Origin of the sequence: Devosia sediminis (genome assembly GCF_016411825.1) — a bacterium.
In the GTDB taxonomy this organism is placed as follows: domain Bacteria; phylum Pseudomonadota; class Alphaproteobacteria; order Rhizobiales; family Devosiaceae; genus Devosia; species Devosia sediminis.
In genome coordinates, this window is sequence record NZ_JAEKMH010000002.1 from 320589 (window position 1) to 339929 (window position 19341).

General features: G+C 65.4%; 22 protein-coding genes and 1 riboswitch. Of the genes, 14 read left to right on the top strand and 8 right to left on the bottom strand.

Annotation, left to right across the window (positions count from 1 at the left end):
* Positions 1–9 precede the first annotated feature (9 nt).
* Positions 10–387 carry a GFA family protein gene (locus tag JEQ47_RS08850; protein WP_198876048.1) on the top strand — a complete coding sequence of 126 codons (378 nt, stop codon included), beginning with the start codon at positions 10–12 and terminating at the stop codon, positions 385–387.
* Here the strand turns inward: JEQ47_RS08850 and JEQ47_RS08855 are convergent.
* The 3 genes from JEQ47_RS08855 to JEQ47_RS08865 form a co-directional block, all read right to left on the bottom strand.
* Positions 384–800 carry a Fur family transcriptional regulator gene (locus JEQ47_RS08855; RefSeq protein WP_236020761.1) on the bottom strand — a complete coding sequence of 139 codons (417 nt, stop codon included), beginning with the start codon at positions 798–800 and terminating at the stop codon, positions 384–386. The two genes, JEQ47_RS08850 and JEQ47_RS08855, sit on opposite strands and share 4 nt — an antisense overlap.
* On the bottom strand, positions 790–1608 hold the full coding sequence (locus JEQ47_RS08860; RefSeq protein ID WP_198876049.1) for a metal ABC transporter permease: 819 nt from the start codon (positions 1606–1608) through the stop codon (positions 790–792). Before JEQ47_RS08860 ends, JEQ47_RS08855 begins: the two co-directional genes overlap by 11 nt.
* Positions 1609–1769: 161 nt before the next feature.
* Positions 1770–2582: an ATP-binding cassette domain-containing protein gene (locus JEQ47_RS08865; protein ID WP_198876050.1), complete on the bottom strand. Its 813-nt coding sequence runs from the start codon at positions 2580–2582 to the stop codon at positions 1770–1772.
* 117 nt (positions 2583–2699) lie between these two features.
* Here JEQ47_RS08865 and JEQ47_RS08870 point away from each other — a divergent pair, with 117 nt between their 5' ends.
* Positions 2700–3656 (top strand): zinc ABC transporter substrate-binding protein, encoded by a 957-nt coding sequence (locus JEQ47_RS08870; RefSeq protein ID WP_198876051.1) that lies wholly within the window; start codon positions 2700–2702, stop codon positions 3654–3656.
* A gap of 217 nt (positions 3657–3873) precedes the next feature.
* On the top strand, positions 3874–5055 hold the full coding sequence (aztD, locus tag JEQ47_RS08875) for a zinc metallochaperone AztD (RefSeq protein ID WP_198876052.1): 1182 nt from the start codon (positions 3874–3876) through the stop codon (positions 5053–5055).
* A 109-nt stretch (positions 5056–5164) separates the two neighbouring features.
* Here the strand turns inward: aztD and JEQ47_RS08880 are convergent, their stop codons facing one another.
* Positions 5165–5521, bottom strand: coding sequence for a DMT family protein (locus tag JEQ47_RS08880; RefSeq protein ID WP_198876053.1), 357 nt, complete (start codon positions 5519–5521; stop codon positions 5165–5167).
* Between the two features lie 86 nt (positions 5522–5607).
* Positions 5608–5862, bottom strand: a complete 255-nt coding sequence (locus tag JEQ47_RS08885) for a DUF2164 domain-containing protein (RefSeq protein ID WP_198876054.1) — start codon at positions 5860–5862, stop codon at positions 5608–5610.
* 99 nt (positions 5863–5961) lie between these two features.
* On the opposite strand from JEQ47_RS08885, the gene JEQ47_RS08890 reads away from it, so the two are divergent.
* The 8 genes from JEQ47_RS08890 (at position 5962) to JEQ47_RS08925 (ending at position 14169) form a co-directional block, all read left to right on the top strand.
* Complete coding sequence (locus JEQ47_RS08890) at positions 5962–6585, top strand: hypothetical protein (protein WP_198876055.1); 624 nt, start codon at positions 5962–5964, stop codon at positions 6583–6585.
* 21 nt (positions 6586–6606) lie between these two features.
* Positions 6607–6826: riboswitch (cobalamin riboswitch) on the top strand.
* Positions 6827–6878: 52 nt separating this feature from the next.
* Positions 6879–7061 (top strand): CbtB domain-containing protein, encoded by a 183-nt coding sequence (locus tag JEQ47_RS08895; protein ID WP_198876056.1) that lies wholly within the window; start codon positions 6879–6881, stop codon positions 7059–7061.
* Positions 7062–7107: 46 nt separating this feature from the next.
* Positions 7108–7851 carry a CbtA family protein gene (locus JEQ47_RS08900; protein ID WP_198876057.1) on the top strand — a complete coding sequence of 248 codons (744 nt, stop codon included), beginning with the start codon at positions 7108–7110 and terminating at the stop codon, positions 7849–7851.
* Positions 7848–8897, top strand: coding sequence for a cobalamin biosynthesis protein CobW (cobW, locus tag JEQ47_RS08905; RefSeq protein ID WP_198876058.1), 1050 nt, complete (start codon positions 7848–7850; stop codon positions 8895–8897). The genes JEQ47_RS08900 and cobW overlap by 4 nt, the downstream gene beginning before the upstream one ends.
* Positions 8894–9334: a hypothetical protein gene (locus tag JEQ47_RS08910; RefSeq protein WP_198876059.1), complete on the top strand. Its 441-nt coding sequence runs from the start codon at positions 8894–8896 to the stop codon at positions 9332–9334. The genes cobW and JEQ47_RS08910 overlap by 4 nt, the downstream gene beginning before the upstream one ends.
* Positions 9334–13260, top strand: coding sequence for a cobaltochelatase subunit CobN (cobN, locus tag JEQ47_RS08915; protein WP_198876060.1), 3927 nt, complete (start codon positions 9334–9336; stop codon positions 13258–13260). Before JEQ47_RS08910 ends, cobN begins: the two co-directional genes overlap by 1 nt.
* Before the next feature lie 38 nt (positions 13261–13298).
* The gene (cobO, locus tag JEQ47_RS08920; protein ID WP_198876831.1) at positions 13299–13907 is read left to right on the top strand and encodes a cob(I)yrinic acid a,c-diamide adenosyltransferase; all 609 of its coding nucleotides are present in this window, start codon (positions 13299–13301) and stop codon (positions 13905–13907) included.
* 76 nt (positions 13908–13983) lie between these two features.
* The gene (locus JEQ47_RS08925; RefSeq protein ID WP_198876061.1) at positions 13984–14169 is read left to right on the top strand and encodes a hypothetical protein; all 186 of its coding nucleotides are present in this window, start codon (positions 13984–13986) and stop codon (positions 14167–14169) included.
* On the opposite strand, the gene JEQ47_RS08930 is transcribed toward JEQ47_RS08925, so the two are convergent.
* Both JEQ47_RS08930 and JEQ47_RS08935 read right to left on the bottom strand, forming a co-directional pair.
* Positions 14166–14636, bottom strand: coding sequence for a hypothetical protein (locus JEQ47_RS08930; RefSeq protein ID WP_198876062.1), 471 nt, complete (start codon positions 14634–14636; stop codon positions 14166–14168). The genes JEQ47_RS08925 and JEQ47_RS08930 overlap by 4 nt on opposite strands.
* Positions 14637–14676: 40 nt before the next feature.
* Positions 14677–15570, bottom strand: coding sequence for a cation diffusion facilitator family transporter (locus JEQ47_RS08935; RefSeq protein ID WP_236020762.1), 894 nt, complete (start codon positions 15568–15570; stop codon positions 14677–14679).
* A gap of 274 nt (positions 15571–15844) precedes the next feature.
* On the opposite strand from JEQ47_RS08935, the gene JEQ47_RS08940 reads away from it, so the two are divergent.
* Complete coding sequence (locus tag JEQ47_RS08940; protein WP_198876063.1) at positions 15845–16312, top strand: cobalamin biosynthesis protein; 468 nt, start codon at positions 15845–15847, stop codon at positions 16310–16312.
* On the opposite strand, the gene JEQ47_RS08945 is transcribed toward JEQ47_RS08940, so the two are convergent.
* A complete protein-coding gene (locus tag JEQ47_RS08945) occupies positions 16243–16968 on the bottom strand; it encodes a cobalt-precorrin-6A reductase (RefSeq protein WP_198876064.1) in 726 nt (241 codons plus the stop codon). The genes JEQ47_RS08940 and JEQ47_RS08945 overlap by 70 nt on opposite strands.
* A 129-nt stretch (positions 16969–17097) precedes the next feature.
* Here JEQ47_RS08945 and cobA point away from each other — a divergent pair, with 129 nt between their 5' ends.
* A complete protein-coding gene (cobA, locus tag JEQ47_RS08950; RefSeq protein WP_198876065.1) occupies positions 17098–17910 on the top strand; it encodes a uroporphyrinogen-III C-methyltransferase in 813 nt (270 codons plus the stop codon).
* Positions 17911–18027: 117 nt separating this feature from the next.
* Positions 18028–19323, top strand: coding sequence for a cobyrinic acid a,c-diamide synthase CobB (locus JEQ47_RS08955; protein WP_198876066.1), 1296 nt, complete (start codon positions 18028–18030; stop codon positions 19321–19323).
* Positions 19324–19341 lie beyond the last annotated feature (18 nt).

The following is a 19341-nucleotide window of genomic DNA, read 5'->3' on the forward strand; positions in this document are numbered from 1 at the left end:
GAGAACATCATGGCCGAGACGATCCGAACCGGCGGCTGCCTCTGCGGCAATCTGCGTTATGAAGTGCGCGGCGAACCCTTCAAGGGCGGGCTGTGTCATTGCACCGACTGCCGGAAGGTCACCGGCACGTCCTTCCTGCACTACGCCGACTGGCGCCCGCACCAGTTCACCCAGACCGGTCCGTTCGAGACCTATGATGGGCGCTCGTTCTGCCCGCGCTGCGGCTCGCACTGTTTCAACATTTCAGACGACCAGATCGAGATCCATCTCGGCACGCTCGACGACGCGCCCAATGACATCAAGCCCCTGGTGGAAGGATGGGCCAAGCGCCGCGAGCCCTGGCTGCCCACCATCCCTGGCATTCCGATGTTCCCGGAGGATCCCTAGGCGGCCGCCTTGAGGCACTCGGCGCAACGGCCGCGGATTTCCATGGTGGTGCGCTCGGTCTTGAAGCCGGTGGCCTTGGCCCAGCCGCCGAGGCGTTCCTCGATCACGGCATCGGCGAATTCGTCCACCTTGCCGCAACCCTCGCAGATGGCGAAGGCGATCAACCCCTTACGGTGGCAATGCTCGTCGGCACAGGCGACGAAGGCATTGAGCGATTCCAGCCGGTGCGCGAGGCCGCGCTCCACCAGCTTGTCCAGCGCCCGATAGACCTGCAGCGGTGCCCGCAGGCCTTCGCTGCGCAGCTTGTCGAGAATGTCATAGGCCGAAAGCGGGGCAGGGGCGTGGTTGAGCGTGCCCAACACCAGTTCCTGGTTGCGGGTCAGATCCGCCGGCATCGCATGATCATGCGCCATTGTGTTCTCTCCTGCCAAACAGCCGCGACGTCGGCACCGCCAGCGATACGAGGAAGATGGCCAGTGCCATCACCACGATGCTCGGTCCCGAAGCGGTATCCCAGGTGCGCGACCCGAACAAGCCGCCCACCACGGAAAGCACACCGAGTCCGGCGGCGACCACAGCCATCATTTCCGGCGTGGCGCTGAGCCGTCGCGCCGTCGCGGCCGGAATGATCAACAAGGATGTGATCAGCAGCACGCCCACCAGCTTCATGGCGATGGCGATGACCGACGCCATCAGCAGCATAAGGATGATGCGGCTGACTTCCGGCCGCAGCCCCTCGGCCTCGGCCAGTTCCGGGCTGACCGTCGCCGCCAACAGCGGCCTCCAGTTGAGCACCAGGATGGCGAGGATCGCGACGCCGCCGCCATAGATGATGGCGATGTCCTCCACCGAGACGGCAAGGATGTCGCCGAAGAGGAAACCCATGAGGTCGATGCGCACCTGCGTCAGGAAGCCGACAATGACGAGGCCCACGGCAAGGCTCGAATGGCTGAGGATGCCCAGCAGCGCATCGGTGGAGAGCGTATTCTGCCGTTGCAGCAGCAGCAGGGCGCCGGCCACCAGCGCCGCGACGGCAAACACGCCCAGCGTCACATTGACCGAGAGCAGGATGGAGAGCGCTACGCCCAGAAGCGCCGAATGCGCCATCGTATCCCCGAAATAGGCCATGCGCCGCCACACCACGAAACAGCCCAGCGGCCCGGTGACGGCGGCAAGGCCGACCCCTGCAACCAGAGCGCGTGAGAAGAAATCACCGAACATGGTCGTCACCCGGAGTGTTCGACATCCCCACCCTAGCCCTCCCCTCAAGGGGGAGGGGATCTGCCGGCGTGCCTGGCAAGATCGAGTTGAGTGCACCGGCCCAAAGCCCCTCCCCCTTGAGGGGAGGGGTTGGGGTGGGGGTGTCGGAAGTTGGTTCCCACTCAATGCGCATGCTTGTGCCCCTCATGCCCGTGATGGTGGTCATGTTCATGCTCGCCATGTGTCCCGACAACACAGCCATCGTCATGGTGCTCGTGGTCATGGTGGTGTTCGTAGAGCGCCAGGGCCGAACCGGCCCGGTCACCAAAGAGGCGGAGATATTCCGGGCTGGTCTTGACGGCATTGGGCGTGCCCCGGCAGCAGACATGGCCGTTAAGGCAGATCACCGTGTCGGTCTCGGCCATCACCACGTGGAGGTCATGCGAGATCATCAATATGCCCGCCTCGGTGGTGTCGCGGATTTGCCGGATCAACTGGTAGAGCGCCACTTCGCCCGAAAAGTCGACGCCCTGCACCGGTTCGTCCAGCACCAGCAGGTCCGGCTTGCGGATCATCGCGCGGGCAAACAGCACGCGCTGGAATTCGCCGCCCGAAAGCTCCTGCACTGCGGCCTTGAGCAGGCGCGCGGCGCCCACCGCATCGAGGGCGGCCATGATCGCCTCGGGCGCGTGCCGGCCCGTCAGGGTCATCAACCGCTCGACCGTCAGCGGCAGGGTCCAGTCGATGGACAGCTTCTGCGGCACATAGCCGATGGTGAGCCCCGCCTTGCGGTTGACCGTGCCCATGCTGGGCTTGAGCACGCCCGTCACCATCTTGGCCGTGGTCGACTTGCCCGAGCCATTGGGCCCGATCAGGGTGACGATCTCGCCGCGGCGGATGGCCAGATCGACGCCCTCCACCAGCACGCGTCCACCGCTGCGCACACCGGCGCCGGCAAGCGTGATCAGGGTTTCCTTGGGGGTCAGTGCATTCATGATTCTTCCTGCGGGCCGTCGGCGAGAATTTTCCACAACCCGTCTTGACGCTCTTCAATACGTTATAGCATAACACCGCCGCAAGCGTAATAACATAACATATCACGAGGTCGTGCCATGCCCAGAACCGCTCTCCCGCTCGCCCTGTTGGCGTCACTGCTGGCAACAAGTACGGCCTTTGCCGCGCCATCGGTCGTGGCTTCCACCAAGCCGGTGCACGCGCTGGTTTCCGCCGTCATGGGCGACGTCGGCACGCCCGCCCTGATCGTCAAGGGCGCCGCTTCGCCCCATACCTATTCGCTCCGCCCCTCTGATGCCGCAGCGCTTGAAAGCGCCGACGTGGTGTTCTGGACTGGCCACAGCATGGAGCTGTTCCTGGGCGAGGCGCTCGAAAGCCTCTCCACCGGTGCCGAAGTGGTCGAACTGGCCGAGGCCCCGGGCATTGAACTCCTGCCCCTCCGTGAAGGCGGGGCGTTCGAAGCCCATTCGCATGGGGACGAAGGGCACGATCACGATCACGACCATGGCGAGGACGGTCACGACCACGCCCATGAGCATGGCGAGGGCGACATGCACTTCTGGCTCGATCCGCAAAATGCCAGGCTGATGGTCACCCAGATATCAGCCACGCTCGCGGCCGCCGACCCCGACAATGCCGCGACCTATGCCGCCAATGCCGAGGCGGAGCTGGCTCGCCTCGATGCCTTGACCACCGAGCTGACCGCCACCCTGTCGCCGGTGGCCGACAAGCCGTTCATCGTCTTCCACGACGCCTATCAGTATTTCGAGACCCGCTTCGGCCTCACGGTCGCTGGCACCGTCACCGTGTCGCCCGACGTCATGCCCGGCGCTGCCCGGATCGACGAGCTGCGCGCCAAGGTCGGCGAGCTGGGGGCCACCTGCGTCTTCGCCGAACCCAATTTCGAGCCGGCCATCATCAACACCATTGTCGAGGGCACAGAGGCGCAGGCCGGCACACTCGACCCGGAAGGCTCGGCGCTGACCGAGGGTCCCGACCTCTACCACCAGCTTCTCCGCGACCTGGCTGCCGGGCTGGTAGACTGCCTGGGCTAGTCTGCCCGTCGCTTTCTCTATGCCCGCGTCATCACCCCACCCTCAGTCCCTCCCCATCAAGGGGAGGGAGGCGCTGGGTGCAGCGCCTGTGTTCATCGTCTCCCTCCCGCTTGTGGGGAGGGACCAAGGGTGGGGGTGCGGAGCATCCCTGGCCCCTACAGCCAGCATCCAGCTTCTGCCACCCAACAACGTAATGTGCTAACATACCGGAGGTAATATGCACAAAACTCTCGCTCTTGCCCTGCTCGCCGCTACGGCGCTCAGCGTTCCCGCCTTTGCCGATGAGGCCAGTGCCTGGCGCCTCTTCGTCGGCGATCACACCGCCCCTGAGGTCACCGCCCTCGATCTCGAAACCGGCAATGCCATCACCACCTTCCCGCTGGCCGCCCCTGCCAGCCTCTACACCGTCGATGGCGCAGTCTTCGCGGTGCAGGGTGCCGGCAACCAGGTCTCGGCGATCGATTCCGGTATCGCCATCGACGACCATGGCGATCACGGCGACATCGACATCACCGATCCCACCCTGGTGGACGCCGTGCTGAGCGGTGAAAAGCCCGCGCATTTCGTCGAGCACGATGGCAAGGTTGCCCTGTTCTTCGACGGCTCGGGTCTCGTCAGCCTCTTCAGCGCTGATGCCTGGGCCCATGATGGTGTGCTGGAAATCGAAGAGCTCGACAGCGGCACGCCGCATCACGGTCTTGCCGTGCCGTGGGGCGACTACACCTTGGTCTCCGTGGCCGATGCCGATGACGAAAAGAAGCCACGCCTCGGCCTCAACGTGCTGGACGCGGACGGCAATGTGGTGGGTGAGACCCATGCCTGCCCGGACCTGCATGGTGAAGCCGCATCCGGCAACATGCTGGCCGTCGGCTGCGGCGATGGCCTGCTCATCGTCTCCGGCTCTGGCGAACCCAGTGTCGAGAAGATCGACTATGCCGGATTGCCCGAAGGCAAGGTGACGACGCTGATCGGCGGGCAGGGGCTACAGTATTTCCTAGGCAATTATGGAGCCGACAAGGTGGTCATCGTCGATCCGGCCGAGGCCGAGCCCTATCGCCTCATCGACCTGCCGACCCGCCGCGTGCATTTCGTGACCGATCCGGTCCGGCCGAAATTCGCCTATGTCTTCACCGAGGACGGCCAGTTGCGCCAGCTCGATGTGGTGGCGGGTGAGTTCACCCAGGCGGTGACCGTCACCGAGCCCTATTCCATGGATGGCGAGTGGAGCCTGCCGCGGCCGCGCATCGCGGTGGCTGGCGATGTCATCGCGGTGACCGATCCCAATGAAGGCAAGGTGCATCTGATCGACGCTGAGAGCTTCACGATCACCGGCGACATCGCCGTGGAAGGCCTGCCCTACACCATCGTCGCTGTCGGCGGTTCGGGCACGGTCCACTGATCCTGCACGCTCTACCCATCCTTCGTCACCACCGGGCTTGTCCCGGTGGTCCACGCCTCCGCCGCATGGATGGCCGGGACAAGCCCGGCCATGACGACAGACGATAGATCTACTTCAGCGGCCCTTTGAAGATGAAAAACGCGCCCAGTCCGATGAAGCCGAAGCCAATAGCGTGGTTCCAAGTCAGCTTCTCGCCCAGATAGAGCACCGCGAACAGCGCGAAGACGCTGAGCGAAATGACCTCCTGGATGGTCTTCAGTTCCGCCGCCGAATAGACCTCGTGCCCGATCCGGTTGGCGGGAATGGCCAGCCAGTATTCGAAAAAGGCGATGCCCCAACTGATTAGTACCACGGCCCACAGCGCAAAACTGTGGAATTTGAGGTGCCAGTACCAGGCAAAGGTCATGAAGATATTCGACGCGACCAGAAGCCCGATCGGGGCCAGCGTGGGAAAGTTGAAGCCCAATTTGTCACCAGAAGAGGAGCGAATCGGCCCGCCTTGCGGCCGCCTTCACTTCTCTTCCGTCGCCGCCCCGCGCTTGGCAAGCGCCCTCAGCGCAAGTGCTTGGTCGGTTGCTCGAGGCCGAAGATTTCGTCGCTGACCTCGTCCATCGTCTTGCGCACCAGCGTCTGCGCGTCATAGAGGCCGCGATTATAGAAATAGGCGCCCATTTTCTCAGCGAAGAACTGCATCAGCATTTCCGCCGGAATGGCGCCGATGGTCTGGTCCAGCTCCAGCCGGAAATAGTCCTGGATTTCCCCCACGATGGCCTTGGTCTCTTCGCGGCTGAACGTAATGGGCTTCATCTCGGTCTCCTGTCTTCAGGCCCCGTTCATATCGCGAGTCGCTTCTTGTCGGGCGTCACAAGCTGCGCCAATCTGGCGCGTCCCGAGGAGACCCGATCGATGCCCGCCCGCCTGCTGCTTGCCGCACTCGTCCTGCCTCTCGCCCTTTCCCCTGTTGCCGCCAAGGAAAAGCCGCCGCGCGAGGAGGTCGCCTGCGAGGGTGCCTTCGCCATCGACAGTTCCGAGGCGCGCCTCATCGAGATCTATGGCGCGGAAAATGTCTGGACCGGCACCGTGCCTGGCCCCGAGGGCACCGAAATGCTGGGCACCCGCGTCTTCCCCGACGATCCCGAGCGCATGCTCGAATTCTCCTGGTGGGACGAGGAGAAGCGCGAGGGCCTGGGCAATGTCGACCTGCCGCCCAACCTTGCCGCTCCGGGTGGGGTGCGCCAGGGCATGACCGTCGCCGAAGTAGCCGAAATCAACGGCGAACCCTTTGCGCTCAATGGCTTCGGCTGGGACTACGGCGGTTATGCCGGCTTCAAGAGTGGCGCTCTGTCCGACCTGCCCGGCGGCTGCTACCTGTCGCTGCGTTTCAGCCCGGGCGACGAACCGGTCAAGGTCAATACCGACGCCATCTATGGCGACCGCGAGCTGCAATCCACCGAGCCGCTACTCGAAACGGTCGGCGCCTATGTCTATGGCGTGTCGCTGGGCTATCCGCATCCCGATTTCCGCGATTGACCCGATCCCTCCCGCAGGCGTAATCCTGATCCTCGCAAAGGTTCCCCGCGCGCCAGAGGCGCATGGGGATTAATAGGGAACACGGTGCGGCGTACCCATCAGGGACCAAATCCGTGGCTGCCCCCGCAACTGTTAGCGGTGGGCGCTCTCAATTATGCCACTCGGCACCAGGGGTGTCGGGGAAGGCGAGGGCGCTGTATTCACCGTGAGCCAGGAGACCTGCCCTTGCCCTGAGCGATCAGGAAGAGCCGGGCTATGAGGCCCGTTCCTATTCCGTGCACGGAGGGTGCCATATGAATACGTCTGCCGTTTCCACCGGTGTTTCTTCCATATCCCTGTCCCAGCGTCTCGTCGCTGGTGCTCTGGCGCTGTTGTTGGGCCTGACCCTGCTCGTGGGCACTGGCTTTGCCGGCGATTTCCGCCTGCACAATGGTGCGCATGACACCCGCCACGCCATGGGCTTCCCCTGCCACTGAGGCGGGGCCCGGCGCCGCATGGGCGCCTTTTGGGGAATGAGGAAAAATGTTCCGTAATCTGTTTCTTGCTGCGCTGGTCGCAGCCCTTTGTGCTGGCCTTGTTACGTCCGCCTTCCAGGCCTGGCGCGTCACGCCGCTGATCTTTGCCGCCGAAAGTTTCGAGGGCTCGGGCGAGACCCATGTCCACGCCGAAGGCGAAGCGCCTGCGCATGACGAGGCCACCGCTGCCACCGCGCACGACCATGGCGAAGACGAGTGGATGCCGCAGGATGGCTTCGAGCGCACGGCCTATACCGTGCTGGCCAATGTGCTGATGGCCGCCGGCTATGCGCTGATCATCGGCGCCGTGTCCGTCGTCTTCAATCTGCCGGTCACCTTCGCCAATGGGCTCTACTGGGGCTTTGCCGGCTTTGCCGCTTTCACCCTGGCGCCCGCGCTCGGCCTGCCGCCGGGCATGCCCGGCATGCCGGTGGCCGATACGCTGGCCCGGCAGATCTGGTGGTTCACCGCGGCCATTTCGACCGGCGCTGCCTTCATCATCGTCGCAAAGTTCCGCGCGCCCTGGGCGCTGGCCCTGGCCGTTGCGCTGATCCTCCTGCCGCACCTCATCGCCGCACCGCAGGCGCCCGATGATCCGACGGGCGTGCCGCCGCGCATGACTGCCGAATTCGTGTCGGCCGTGCTCTACAATGGCGCCATCTTCTGGGTGGTGCTCGGCCTCGCCTTTGGCCGAATGGCCGATTATCTGGCCGCTCGCCCGGCCGCTATCCCCTCCGGAGCCCGCGCATGACGGCAAAAATCCCCACCACGGTCATCACCGGCTTCCTCGGCGCCGGCAAGACCACTCTCGTGCGCCACATGCTGGCGCACGCTCCCAAGGGCAAGCGCATTGCCCTCATCATCAACGAGTTCGGCGATCTGGGCGTCGACAAGGATATCCTTGCCGGCTGCGGCGACGAGACCTGCCGCGAAGAGGACATGGTCGAGCTCTCCAATGGCTGCATCTGCTGCACCGTGGCCGACGAGTTCATCCCGACCATGCAGGCGCTGCTGGCCCGCGAGGACAAGTTCGATCACATCGTCATCGAAACCTCGGGCCTGGCCTTGCCGCAGCCACTGATCCGCGCCTTCAACTGGCCCGAGATCAAGGCGCAGGTGACCATCGACGGCGTCGTCACCGTCGCCGACGCGGCTGCGCTCTCCGAGGGCCGCTTTGCCAGCGACGAGGCCGCCGTCGATGCCCAGCGCCGGCAGGACGAAATGCTCGACCACGAGACGCCCCTGGGCGAGCTCTTCGAGGACCAGCTCTCGGCCGCCGACATGGTCATCATCAACAAGACCGATCTCGTCGACGCAGCGACGCTCGAAAAGGTCGAGCAGAACATCCGCGCCGAGCTCCGTCCCGGCGTCGGCATCGTCCGCGCCGCCAATGGCCATGTCGATATCGCGGCGCTGCTCGGTCTCGGCATGTCCTCGGAAGACGACATCGCCAACCGCCCCAGCCATCATGAGCTGGAGCATGGCGGCGAAACCCACGAGCATGACGACTTCGACAGCTTTTCGCTCACCCTCGATAGCATCCGGGGCAAGGATCACCTGCTCGCCACCATCGAAGAGGCAATCCGCTCGCATGACGTGCTGCGGCTGAAGGGCTTTGCCGCCGTGCCCGGCGCTGCCGCCCGCCTCGCCATTCAGGCCGTGGGGCCCAGGGTGACGGCCTATTTCGACCGGCCCTGGAAGCCTGGCGAAGCCAAGGTCACCTCGCTGGTGGTGATCGGCGAAAGCCCGCTCGATCGCGCCGCCATTACCCAGAGCCTCCGGCAGGCCGCCGCATGACCGACACCCCCGCCAGCGTTCCCCGTCCCGGAAAAGGCCGCCTCGCGGCCATCGTCCTGCTCGGCCCGCTGGTGGGGGCCTTTGCGCTCGTCGCCCCGCAATTCATCCTCGATACGCCCTCGGTCTATCCGGAAGAATATGCCGGTGTGGCTGCGTTCCTGGTGACCTTCAGCTACCTGCTCGGTTTCGTTCCGGCCGTGCTTGCCGCCATCGTCTACTGGCTTGCGTACCCCCGTATCCACAGCATGCCCTGGCCGCTCTTCCTCCTCGCCTGCCTCCTGATCGGAGCCCTCTGTGGCGCTCTTGGCGTCACCCTCACCACCTCGGCATTCGAGCGGCAGGTCATCTTCGCCTTCCCCATTGTGGCCATGGGTGCCCTCGTGGGCGCTGTGGCCCTGGCAGTCACCGCCATGCCGTTCCGGCCGAGGCCGGCCTGATGCATCTGCTCTCGGCCCAGGCCGGCGCCATCCAGCAGGAGGGCGAGGCCATCGATCTTGCCCAGAAACCGGGCGACATCGTCTTTGCCTCTTCCGCCGACAGCGAACTGGCGCTGCTCGCCGGTGCTGCCGACCGGGCAGGGGAGGAGGGCCTCCGCCTCGCCAACACGCTGCGGCTGTCCAATAATCTCTCGGTCGACATGTGGCTGGAGAAAACCGTCGTCCATGCGAAACTCGTCGTCCTGCGCCTCATCGGCGGCGCGGCCTATTTCCAGTATGGCGTCGACGAACTGACCGCCCTCTGCGCCAACAAGGGCCTCCCGCTGGTGCTCCTTCCCGGCGACGCCAATCCCGACCCGATCCTGCAGTCGCGCTCGACCATCCACCCCGATGACTGGACCGCGCTCCACCGTCTCTTCGTCGCCGGAGGCCCCGATAATGCCGACGCGATCCTGAGGGCATTCGCAAAACTAACCGCTCCATTCCCTTCTCCCCTTGAGGGAGAAGGTGCCCGAAGGGCGGATGAGGGGTCTCTTTCTTCTTGGGAAATAAAACCCTTCCCCCGCTTCGGCCTCTGGCACCCGAAGTCAGGCATGACCGACGAGACGGGTCTGCGGGGGCTTCATTCAACACTGTCGTTTCTTTCGTCATTGCCCGGCTTGACCGGGCAATCCATGGACCACCCGGTCGTGCCGGGTGATGACGACGAACAGAAACCGTTCGGACGCCCCTACATCCCCATCCTCTTCTACCGCGCCGCCCTCGAAGGCGCCGGCACCGCCACCCTCGAGGCACTGATCGCCGAACTCGAATCCCGAGGCCTCGCCCCGGTGCCGCTTTTGGTCTCCTCGCTCAAGGAGGCGCCCTGCATCCGCTTCGTGCAGAACGCCCTCGCCGCCTTCCCGCCCGCGGCCATATTCAATCTGACCGCCTTCGCGCTCGGCATCGCCGATCTCGACGAAAAATCGAACCCCTTCGCCGCCACCGATGCGCCGGTGATCCAGCTCATCCAGTCCGGTCGCTCCCTGGCACAATGGCAGGCCGATCCGCAGGGGCTTTCGTCGAAAGACATGGCCATGTACCTGGTCATGCCCGAAGTGGATGGCCGCATCGGCGGACTCCTGGTGGGTCACAAGGCCGATGCCGTCTGGCATGACCGCTGCCAGGTGCCGCTTGCCGCCTATGCTCCCGACCGCGATGGCATTCGCCGCGCTGTAGACCTGGCGCAAAACTGGGCCCGCCTGCGCATGACGCCGCGCGCCGACCGCCGCGTCGCCATGGTCCTCGCCAACTATCCCATCCGCGACGGCCGCCTCGCCAACGGCGTCGGCTACGACGCTCCGGAATCGACGGTGCGAATGCTGATGGCGCTGGAGCAAGCAGGGTATGACCTGTCGACTCCATCGCTCCCCTCCTCCTTGAGGGGAGGGGACGGGGGTGTCGAAAGCTCCACATATCCAAGGTCAAGCCCCGACCTTATCGCCCTCCTCCAATCTGGCCCGACCAATGCCGCTCCCGGGCGCGGACGGTCCGATGCCGTGCTCCCGCTCTCCCGCTACGCCGCCCTTTTCGCCGCCCTGCCGGAGGAAATCCGCAGCGCCGTCACTGCCCGCTGGGGTGATCCAGTGACAGATCCTTTCGTCCGCGAAGATGCCTTCCATCTGCCGGCGCATCGTTTCGGCAATGTGGTCATCCTGCTCCAGCCGGCGCGCGGCTGGCAGCTCGACGAGACCGCGAGTTACCACGATCCGTATCTCGTGCCGCCCCATGCCTACCTGGCCGCCTATCTCTGGCTGCGGCACGAATTCGGTGCCCATGCCCTCATCCACAATGGCAAGCATGGCACGCTCGAATGGCTGCCCGGCAAGTCCGCGGCGCTCGATGCCGATTGCTACCCCGACGCCCTTTGGGGGCAACTGCCGCACCTTTATCCCTTCATCGTCAACGATCCGGGCGAAGGCACGCAGGCGAAGCGCCGGACCGGCGCGGTCATCATCGACCACCTCGTGCCGCCGCTCACCCGCGCCGAGACCTATGGGCCGTTGAAAGATCTCGAGGCGCTGCTCGACGAATACTATGCCGCGTCAGGCATGGATCGCCGCCGCCTCGCCGATCTTCGCCGCCGCATCCTCGATTTCACCCGCGACAGCCGCCTCGATCAGGACATCGGCCTGCCCGAAAGCGAGACCGAGGCCCTGATCAAGATCGACAACTTCCTCTGTGACTTGAAGGAAGCGCAGATACGCGACGGGTTGCATGTCTTCGGTTCGTCGCCAGAGGGCGGGATGGCGCGAGACCTTGCCGTCGCATTGGCCAGAGTGCCACGCGGGGAAGGCGCCGGTGATAACTCGCTGATCCGCGCCCTTGCCGATGATCTGAAGCTTGGCTTCGATCCGCTGACGGCCAGGCTCGGCGAGCCGTGGATGGGGCCACAACCCCGATCAAGCTCCTTCCCCCTTGTGGCGGAGGCTGGGTGGGGGAGCGGGCGCCCTGATGCCAGAACAGTGGGCGACATGGTCGAACACCTCGAACACCTCGCCGCCGACTTGGTCTCCGGCACGTTTGCTTGCCCCGAAAGTTGGTCCGCGACCTCTGCCGTTCTCGCCACGGTGGACACGCTGATAAAACCCCGCCTTGCCGCCTCCGGCCCGGCGGAAATGGCCGCTTTCCTCGCTGCGCTCGACGGCAAGTTCATTGCCCCCGGCCCGTCCGGTGCGCCCTCGCGCGGGCGGCTCGACGTCCTGCCGACGGGGCGCAATTTCTATTCCGTCGATGCCCGCGCCGTGCCCACGCCCAGCGCCTGGGAACTGGGTCGGAAATCGGCGGAAAACCTCGTCCTCAGGCACCTCCAGGATCATGGCCACCACCTGCGCAGCGCCGCACTTTCCGTCTGGGGCACGGCCAATATGCGCACCGGCGGCGATGATATCGCCCAGGCGCTGGCGCTGATCGGCGCCAGGCCCACCTGGGACCCCGGTTCGCTCCGCGTCTCCGGCTACGAGATCGTGCCGCTTGCCAAACTCGGCCGCCCGCGCGTCGACGTCACGCTCAGGATTTCCGGCTTTTTCCGCGACGCTTTCCCGGCCCAGATCGCCCTTTTCGATCGCGCCGTGCGTGCCATTGGCGCACTGGACGAACCCGAGGACGACAATCCCATCGCCGCCCGCATGCGGTCCGAAGCCCTGGGTCTGATGGCCCGGGGAAAATCCGAGACGGAGGCGGCGCTCGAAGCCGGCGCCCGCATTTTCGGCTCCAAACCCGGCACCTATGGCGCTGGCCTCGGCCAGTTGATCGATAGCGGCAACTGGTCGGGCAAGTCCGACCTCGCGCAACAGGTCCTCGCCTGGGGCCAATATGGCTATGGCGCAAACACTCATGGCGCGCCGCTGCAGGACCGCTTCCGCGCCCGCCTCGGCGCCATCGAAGCCGTGATCCACAATCAGGACAATCGCGAGCACGACCTGCTCGACAGTGACAATTACTACCAGTTCGAGGGCGGGCTATCGGTCGCCGCCGAAACCCTCTCGGGTCAGAAGCCCGCCGCCTATCACAACGATCATTCCCGCCCCGACAATCCGCGCATTCGCACGCTCGACGAGGAGATCAGCCACGTCATGCGCTCGCGCGTGGTCAATCCAAAATGGATTGAGGGCATGATGCGCCACGGCTATCGCGGCGCCTTCGAGATCGTGGCCACGGTCGATTTCATGTTCGCCTTCGCGGCGACCACGGGGGCGGTGAAGACCCACCACTTCGACCTCGCCTTCGAGACTTTCGTCGAGGACGATGCCGTGCGCCAGTGGCTGCAATCGGTCAATGCCCATGGCTATGACGAACTGATCGCCAAATTCCTTGAGGCGCGACAACGAGGCCTGTGGTCTCCGCGCTCCAATTCCGTCTTTGCCTTTCTGGAGGACACGCCGTGACCGACACGCCCGAAAAAGCGCTCAAGAAAACCGACCTCATGACTGAGGCCGAGCGCGATGCCTACCATGCCGAAAAGATGAAAAAGAAGAAGGCGGCGCGCGACAAGATCCTCTCCACCAAGACCGCGGAAAAGGGCCTGCTCGTCGTACATACCGGCAAGGGCAAGGGCAAGTCGACGGCGGCCTTCGGCATGGTCTTCCGCGCCCTGGGCAATGGCATGCGCGTCGGTGTCGTGCAGTTCGTCAAGGGCGTCTGGAACACCGGGGAGCGCACCGTGCTCGATAAGTTCCCCGAGCAGGTGACCATCAACGCCATGGGCGAGGGCTTTACCTGGGACGTCGCAGACCGCCAGCGCGATCTCGCCGCCGCCGCCAAGGCCTGGGAGCAGGCCAAGGCGCTGATATCAGATCCCAGCTATGACATGGTCTTGCTCGACGAGTTAAATATCTGCCTGCGTTACGACTACCTGCCGATCGCCGAGGTGGTCGAGGTGCTCCGCAACAAACCGGCGGACAAGCATGTCATCGTCACCGGACGCAATGCCAAGGACGAACTCATCGAGATCGCCGATCTCGTGACCGAAATGACCGAGATCAAGCACCATTTCCGCGCCGGCGTGAAGGCGCAGAAAGGCATCGAGTTCTAGGCAGCGCCTGGGACGCACGGCTATTGTTTCCGGCCCGGATTTGCGCGACGCTTCCTCATTGCTGAGGGAGGCTCACATGACCATGTTCATCACGCTTCTTGGCGGCCTGTCGCTGGTCTGCGGCGCCATGGTGCTGCTCTATGGTCTCGGCGCCTTTGGCCTCGTGCCATCGGGCATGGTGCTGGCGCTGACCCTGGTGGGCCTTGCGCTGATGATCGTCGGCTTTGCCGGCGTCTGGCTGTCGCGCCGGGCCAGCAGCTAGCAGTCGCTGGCCGCGAGCGACCGGTTGAGGCCATCGATGACCGCGTCGGTGGCGGCCAGGTCGCGGACATTATATTCCAGCGCATAGCCCGCATAACTCGCCCCGTCGCACAATGCGATCATGCGCTGGTAGAGAACGCGATGGTCCCGCTGACCCGAAAACACGGCCCATTGCGGTGTCGACGCCTGATAGCTGATGCCCCAGTTGTCCTGGCTGGCCCGGTCCTGGCGCTGCGCCGCTTCGGCTTCAAAACCCTCGAGCAGGTGCCCGCCCCACACTGTCAGTTGCTGCTCGGCCTCGAGCCGGTAGAACACCTGCCCATCGCCATTGTCGCTCTCGCCACTCCCCTCGAAGCCGGGCGGCACATCGATCTCATAGCCGAAACGCTCATTGGCATAGTGGCCCCAATACTGCGCAAGGGCAGGGGAGGCGAAGAAGACGGCGATCACGAGGGCGAAAATGCGCATGGCTCGAATCTGCCGTGATCCGCGCTGCGCCGCAAGCGGCCTACAGCACCACGATCCCGGCGTGCTTGGCCTTGTCCTCGGGCTCGACATGGATGTTGATCTGCACATCCTCGACCGCCTCGCGCAGCTTGGCCTCGATCCCGTCGCAGATGGCATGGGCCACCTCGACCGTCATCGTGCCGGGCACGACGAGGTGAAAATCGATGAAGGTCATCTTGCCCGCCTGCCGCGTTCGGATGTCATGGGCCTCCAGCGCCCCGTCGGCATTGGCGGAGATCACTTCGCGAATGGTCCGCTGCGTTTCGGGCGGCACGGCCACGTCCATCAGCCCGCCGACGCTGTCGCGGATCACGCCCCAGCCCGACCAGAGAATGTTGAGTGCCACCAACGCCGCCAGCACGGCATCGAGCTGGGCGATGCCGGTGGCAAAGACCAGCACCAACCCGACCAGCACGCCGCCGGTGGAAACGACGTCGGTCATCAGATGCTTGCCATCGGCTGATATGGCCGGCGAGCGTGCCTTGCGCCCTTCGCGGATCAGCACGGCGGCCCAGACGAGGTTGATGACGGTCGCAATCCCGCTCACCGCCAGACCCTGCACCGGGGCATCGGGCAGTTCAGGCGCGAGGAAGCCGAAAAACGCCTCGCGCAGGATCAGAATGGCCGCAACGATGATCATGACGCCGACCAGCACGGCCGAGAAATATTCGGCCTTGTGATAGCCATAGGGCAGGGTGGCGTCGGCCGGCCGCTGCGCCAGTCGCACCGCAATCAGTGCGCCGATGGCGGTCACCACATTGACGATGGATTCGAGGGCATCCGAATAAAGCGCTATCGAGCCGGTCAGCCACCATGCCAGCCCCTTGAGGCCGAGCACGATCAGCCCGATGAGGATGCTGGTCATGGCGATGGCAAGGGTCTTGTTGGCGGCCATGCTGCCTCCGGGCGTTGCGTCAGGAGGCCATAGCGGAGCCGGGTCGACACGACAAGTGCTTGTATTTGCAAACGATTTTCAGAAGCATTTCCATCTGTCGCAACCGCGGCGCAAGCCCTTGATTGACCACGGGCTTTGCCACGCCTAAAGCTTCTGCAGCGCAGCGTTCCCCCGATGGAACTGAAGAGAGTCCGGTGCGGTCGACCCAATTGCGGGACCAAGTCCGGGGCTGTTCCGGTTTTTGAGCGAACCTGCCTCGCATGACGAGGCGATGATGATTGAACCTTTCGGCGGCCCCGCCGCCCACCGAGCTTTGCACCGTCCCGGGCTAGTCGCCGGCATCGGGCTTCGTGCCGCCGCAACCACTGCTGAACTCCTCGACCTGCTCGATGCCTGCCTCGCCGTCGCGAGCCATCGCCGCCACGATCTCGTCGCGCTCGCAACGCTCAGTGCCCGCGCCGGGCACCCGGCGCTGCTGGCCCTGGCCGAGCAGCTTGCCGTGCCCGTCCTGTCGCTGGCGCGCGACGATCTGGCCTCCGGCGTGCCCAATCCGTCTCCGCGCGTCGCCGCGCTGATCGATGTGCCCGCCGTGGCGGAAGCGGCGGCCCTGGCCTTTGGTCCGCTCATCGTCGAAAAGCGGCGCAGCGCCAATGGCACCTGCGCGCTGTCGGCTTACATGCCGGGCAGGTCCAGTGCCTCGATCGCGGCATCGACGCTGCCCACTTCCAGCGCCGGTCCATAATGGGGCCGCGCCAGCATGATCACCACCACGCCCAGTTGCCGCGCCGCCTCCAGCTTGGCCTCCGTCTGCCCTCCGCCCGAATTCTTCGTGACCAGATGGGTGATGCCATGACGGCGCATCAGCGCCTTTTCGTCCTCCAATCCGTAGGGCGGACGGCTGATGACGAGATCAACGTGGTCGGGCAGGTCCATGTGCGGCGCCTCGATCACCCGCACATGCAGGTGACAGTCGCTGCGCTCGAGAAAGGTTTCGAGCCCGCCATGGCCCGTGGTCAGCAATACGTCAGCGCCGGGCGGCAAGGCGTCCGCCGCCTCCTGCGCCGAGCCCACATGCACCCAATCGGCCTGCGGCTCCCATGCCGGGCGCATGTAGCGCACGAGCCGCACCCCGGTCGCCTCGGCCGCCGCCACGGCGTTGATCGAAATCAGCCCGGCATAGGGATGGGTGGCATCTACCAGCCGCTCGATGCCTGCCGCCCGCATATAGGCGCAGAGGCCGGGAATGCCCCCGAACGGCCCCATGCGCAGCCCGCCTTCGGGCAGGATCGGTTCCTGCGTGCGCCCGGCCAGCGAGGTGATGACATCGTGGCCCATCCCGACCAGTCGGTTAGCCAACTGCCGCGCTTCGGCCGTGCCGCCCAGGATCAGGATTTTCATGAAACCGTAGTCTCCGCGCCCCCGGAGCCGCCCTCGGGTTTGACCCGAGGCCACTCGCAACCGCACTGGAAGCTGGTATTGGCCCTCGGGTCAAGCCCGAGCGCGGCCCGGTGATGGAGGGAAGCCCAGGTGTCTGACGCTCACCTCACCCAGCTCGCCACCGCCGATTTTCCGCCGTTCCGTCCCGGCTCCGTCTGGCTGGTCGGGGCCGGGCCCGGCGGACCGGGCCTGCTGACGCTGCTCGCCTTTCATGCCCTGGGGCAGGCTGACGTCATTGTCCATGATGCGCTGGTGTCATCCGAAATCCTGGCGCTGGCTCCGGCGCATATCGAGCGCATTCCCGCCGGCAAAAGAGGCGGCAAGCCGTCGCCCAAGCAGGCTGATATCAGCATCCGCCTCATCGAGCTCGCACGCCAGGGCAAGCGCGTGCTTCGGCTCAAGGGCGGCGACCCCTTCATGTTCGGCCGTGGCGGCGAGGAAGCGGGGGAACTGGTGCGCGCCGGCATCCCCTTCCGCATTGTCCCCGGCATTTCCTCCGGCCTCGGCGGTCTCGCTTATGCCGGCCTGCCGATCACCCACCGCGATACCAACCAGACCGTGCTGTTTCTCACCGGTCACGACGAGACCGGCGCCGTCCCCAGCGCCATCGACTGGCATTCGGTCGCGCGAGCGGCGCCGGTGATCGTCATGTTCATGGCCGTCAAGCATCTGCCCACCATCGCCGCGCAATTGCTGGCTGCGGGGCGCGAGCAGGCCGAGGAACTCACCGTGGTGTCCAACACGGCCCAGCCCATCCAATCCGTCCACGAAACCACCCTCGGCGCCGCCATCGAGCCCCTGGAGCTGCCGACCCCCGCCATCGTCGTGCTCGGCCCCGTCGCCCGCTATCGCGGCCGGCTCGACTGGTATGTCGAAGAGGCGAGACGACATGTCTTCGGATAGTACATCCACCACGTCTACACCCACGGATGTCACCCCGGCGAAGGCCGGGGCCCATCCTGAGATATCAAGATGGATCCCGGCTCAAGGCCGGGATGACAGTCGAGCGGGGTTTGAGAAATGAGCGATCCTTGCGGCCTCATCATCGCCGCCCCGCGTTCCGGCTCGGGCAAGACCACGATCACCCTTGGCCTCCTTGCGGCCCTGCGCCGCCGTGGCCTCGTGCTGGCGCCCGCCAAGACCGGCCCTGATTATATCGATCCGGCCTTTCTGGGCCGGGCGACCGGGCGCGAGGCCATCAATCTCGACCCCTGGGCCATGCCGCCGGAGCAGATCCGCGCCCTTGCCACTCAGCACGCCACCGGCGCCGATGCCCTCGTCGTCGAAGGCGTCATGGGCCTTTTCGATGCCGCCGCCGACGGGCAGGGCTCCACCGCCGACCTCGCCGAAATGCTCGGCCTGCCGGTGATCTTCGTCGTCGATGCCGATCGGCAGAGCCAGTCGGTGGCGGCGCTGGTTCATGGCTTTGCGCATTGGCGCCCCGGCGTACGCATCGCCGGGCTGGTCCTCAATCGCGTGGCCAGCGCCCGCCATGAGCGTATGCTGGTTGCCGCGCTCAGGCCCACCGGCATTCCGCTTCTCGGTGCCATCCCGCGCCGCGACGAGTTCGTCCTGCCCGAGCGTCATCTCGGCCTCGTCCTGCCCGGCGAGGTCGGCGGCTTCGAGACCTTTCTCGACACGGCCGCCGAAGCGGTGGCCGACTTCATCGACCTCGAAGCGCTGCTGTCCCTCGCTGCTCCGGTCGTCGCCGAACAGGCCCTGCCAAAGACCCTGTCGCCACTGGGCCAGCGCATGTCCATCGCACGCGACGCCGCCTTCGCCTTTCTTTATCCGCATCTCCTGGATGGCTGGCGTGCCCAAGGCGCTGAACTGAGCTTTTTCTCGCCCCTCGCCGACGAGGCGCCAGCGGCCGACGCCGATGCGGTTTTCCTGCCCGGCGGCTATCCCGAACTTCACGGCGCAGCCCTGGCCGCCGCCACCGTCTTCCACGCCGGCCTCCGTGCGGCCCGTGACCGCGACGCGCTGATCTATGGCGAATGCGGGGGCTTCATGGTGCTCGGCGAGGCGCTGGTCGACAAATCAGGCATCAGCCACGCCATGGCGGGCCTGCTGCCGGTGACCACCCGCATCGACCGCCCCAAGCGCGTCCTCGGCTATCGCCGACTGCTGCACGACAGCGCGCTGCCCTGGCCCGCCGCCCTTCACGGCCACGAATTCCACTACTCCTCGGCAAAGCAAACGGGCCTGCCCCCGCTCTTCGAAGCCCTCGACGCCGAAGGCATCCGCCAACAGCCCATGGGCGGACAACTCGGCCGCGTCATGGGCTCTTATGCCCATGTCATTGCTGCGCCATAGCACATCTGCTTGACTGGA

Coding starts and splice junctions, on each gene's coding strand:
- JEQ47_RS08850 (WP_198876048.1), top strand. CDS start 10: ATGGCCGAGACGATCCGAACCGGCGGCTGCCTCTGCGGCAATCTGCGT.
- JEQ47_RS08855 (WP_236020761.1), bottom strand. CDS start 800: ATGGCGCATGATCATGCGATGCCGGCGGATCTGACCCGCAACCAGGAA.
- JEQ47_RS08860 (WP_198876049.1), bottom strand. CDS start 1,608: ATGTTCGGTGATTTCTTCTCACGCGCTCTGGTTGCAGGGGTCGGCCTT.
- JEQ47_RS08865 (WP_198876050.1), bottom strand. CDS start 2,582: ATGAATGCACTGACCCCCAAGGAAACCCTGATCACGCTTGCCGGCGCC.
- JEQ47_RS08870 (WP_198876051.1), top strand. CDS start 2,700: ATGCCCAGAACCGCTCTCCCGCTCGCCCTGTTGGCGTCACTGCTGGCA.
- aztD (WP_198876052.1), top strand. CDS start 3,874: ATGCACAAAACTCTCGCTCTTGCCCTGCTCGCCGCTACGGCGCTCAGC.
- JEQ47_RS08885 (WP_198876054.1), bottom strand. CDS start 5,862: ATGAAGCCCATTACGTTCAGCCGCGAAGAGACCAAGGCCATCGTGGGG.
- JEQ47_RS08890 (WP_198876055.1), top strand. CDS start 5,962: ATGCCCGCCCGCCTGCTGCTTGCCGCACTCGTCCTGCCTCTCGCCCTT.
- JEQ47_RS08895 (WP_198876056.1), top strand. CDS start 6,879: ATGAATACGTCTGCCGTTTCCACCGGTGTTTCTTCCATATCCCTGTCC.
- JEQ47_RS08900 (WP_198876057.1), top strand. CDS start 7,108: ATGTTCCGTAATCTGTTTCTTGCTGCGCTGGTCGCAGCCCTTTGTGCT.
- cobW (WP_198876058.1), top strand. CDS start 7,848: ATGACGGCAAAAATCCCCACCACGGTCATCACCGGCTTCCTCGGCGCC.
- JEQ47_RS08910 (WP_198876059.1), top strand. CDS start 8,894: ATGACCGACACCCCCGCCAGCGTTCCCCGTCCCGGAAAAGGCCGCCTC.
- cobN (WP_198876060.1), top strand. CDS start 9,334: ATGCATCTGCTCTCGGCCCAGGCCGGCGCCATCCAGCAGGAGGGCGAG.
- cobO (WP_198876831.1), top strand. CDS start 13,299: ATGACTGAGGCCGAGCGCGATGCCTACCATGCCGAAAAGATGAAAAAG.
- JEQ47_RS08925 (WP_198876061.1), top strand. CDS start 13,984: ATGACCATGTTCATCACGCTTCTTGGCGGCCTGTCGCTGGTCTGCGGC.
- JEQ47_RS08930 (WP_198876062.1), bottom strand. CDS start 14,636: ATGCGCATTTTCGCCCTCGTGATCGCCGTCTTCTTCGCCTCCCCTGCC.
- JEQ47_RS08935 (WP_236020762.1), bottom strand. CDS start 15,570: ATGGCCGCCAACAAGACCCTTGCCATCGCCATGACCAGCATCCTCATC.
- JEQ47_RS08940 (WP_198876063.1), top strand. CDS start 15,845: ATGATTGAACCTTTCGGCGGCCCCGCCGCCCACCGAGCTTTGCACCGT.
- JEQ47_RS08945 (WP_198876064.1), bottom strand. CDS start 16,968: ATGAAAATCCTGATCCTGGGCGGCACGGCCGAAGCGCGGCAGTTGGCT.
- JEQ47_RS08955 (WP_198876066.1), top strand. CDS start 18,028: ATGAGCGATCCTTGCGGCCTCATCATCGCCGCCCCGCGTTCCGGCTCG.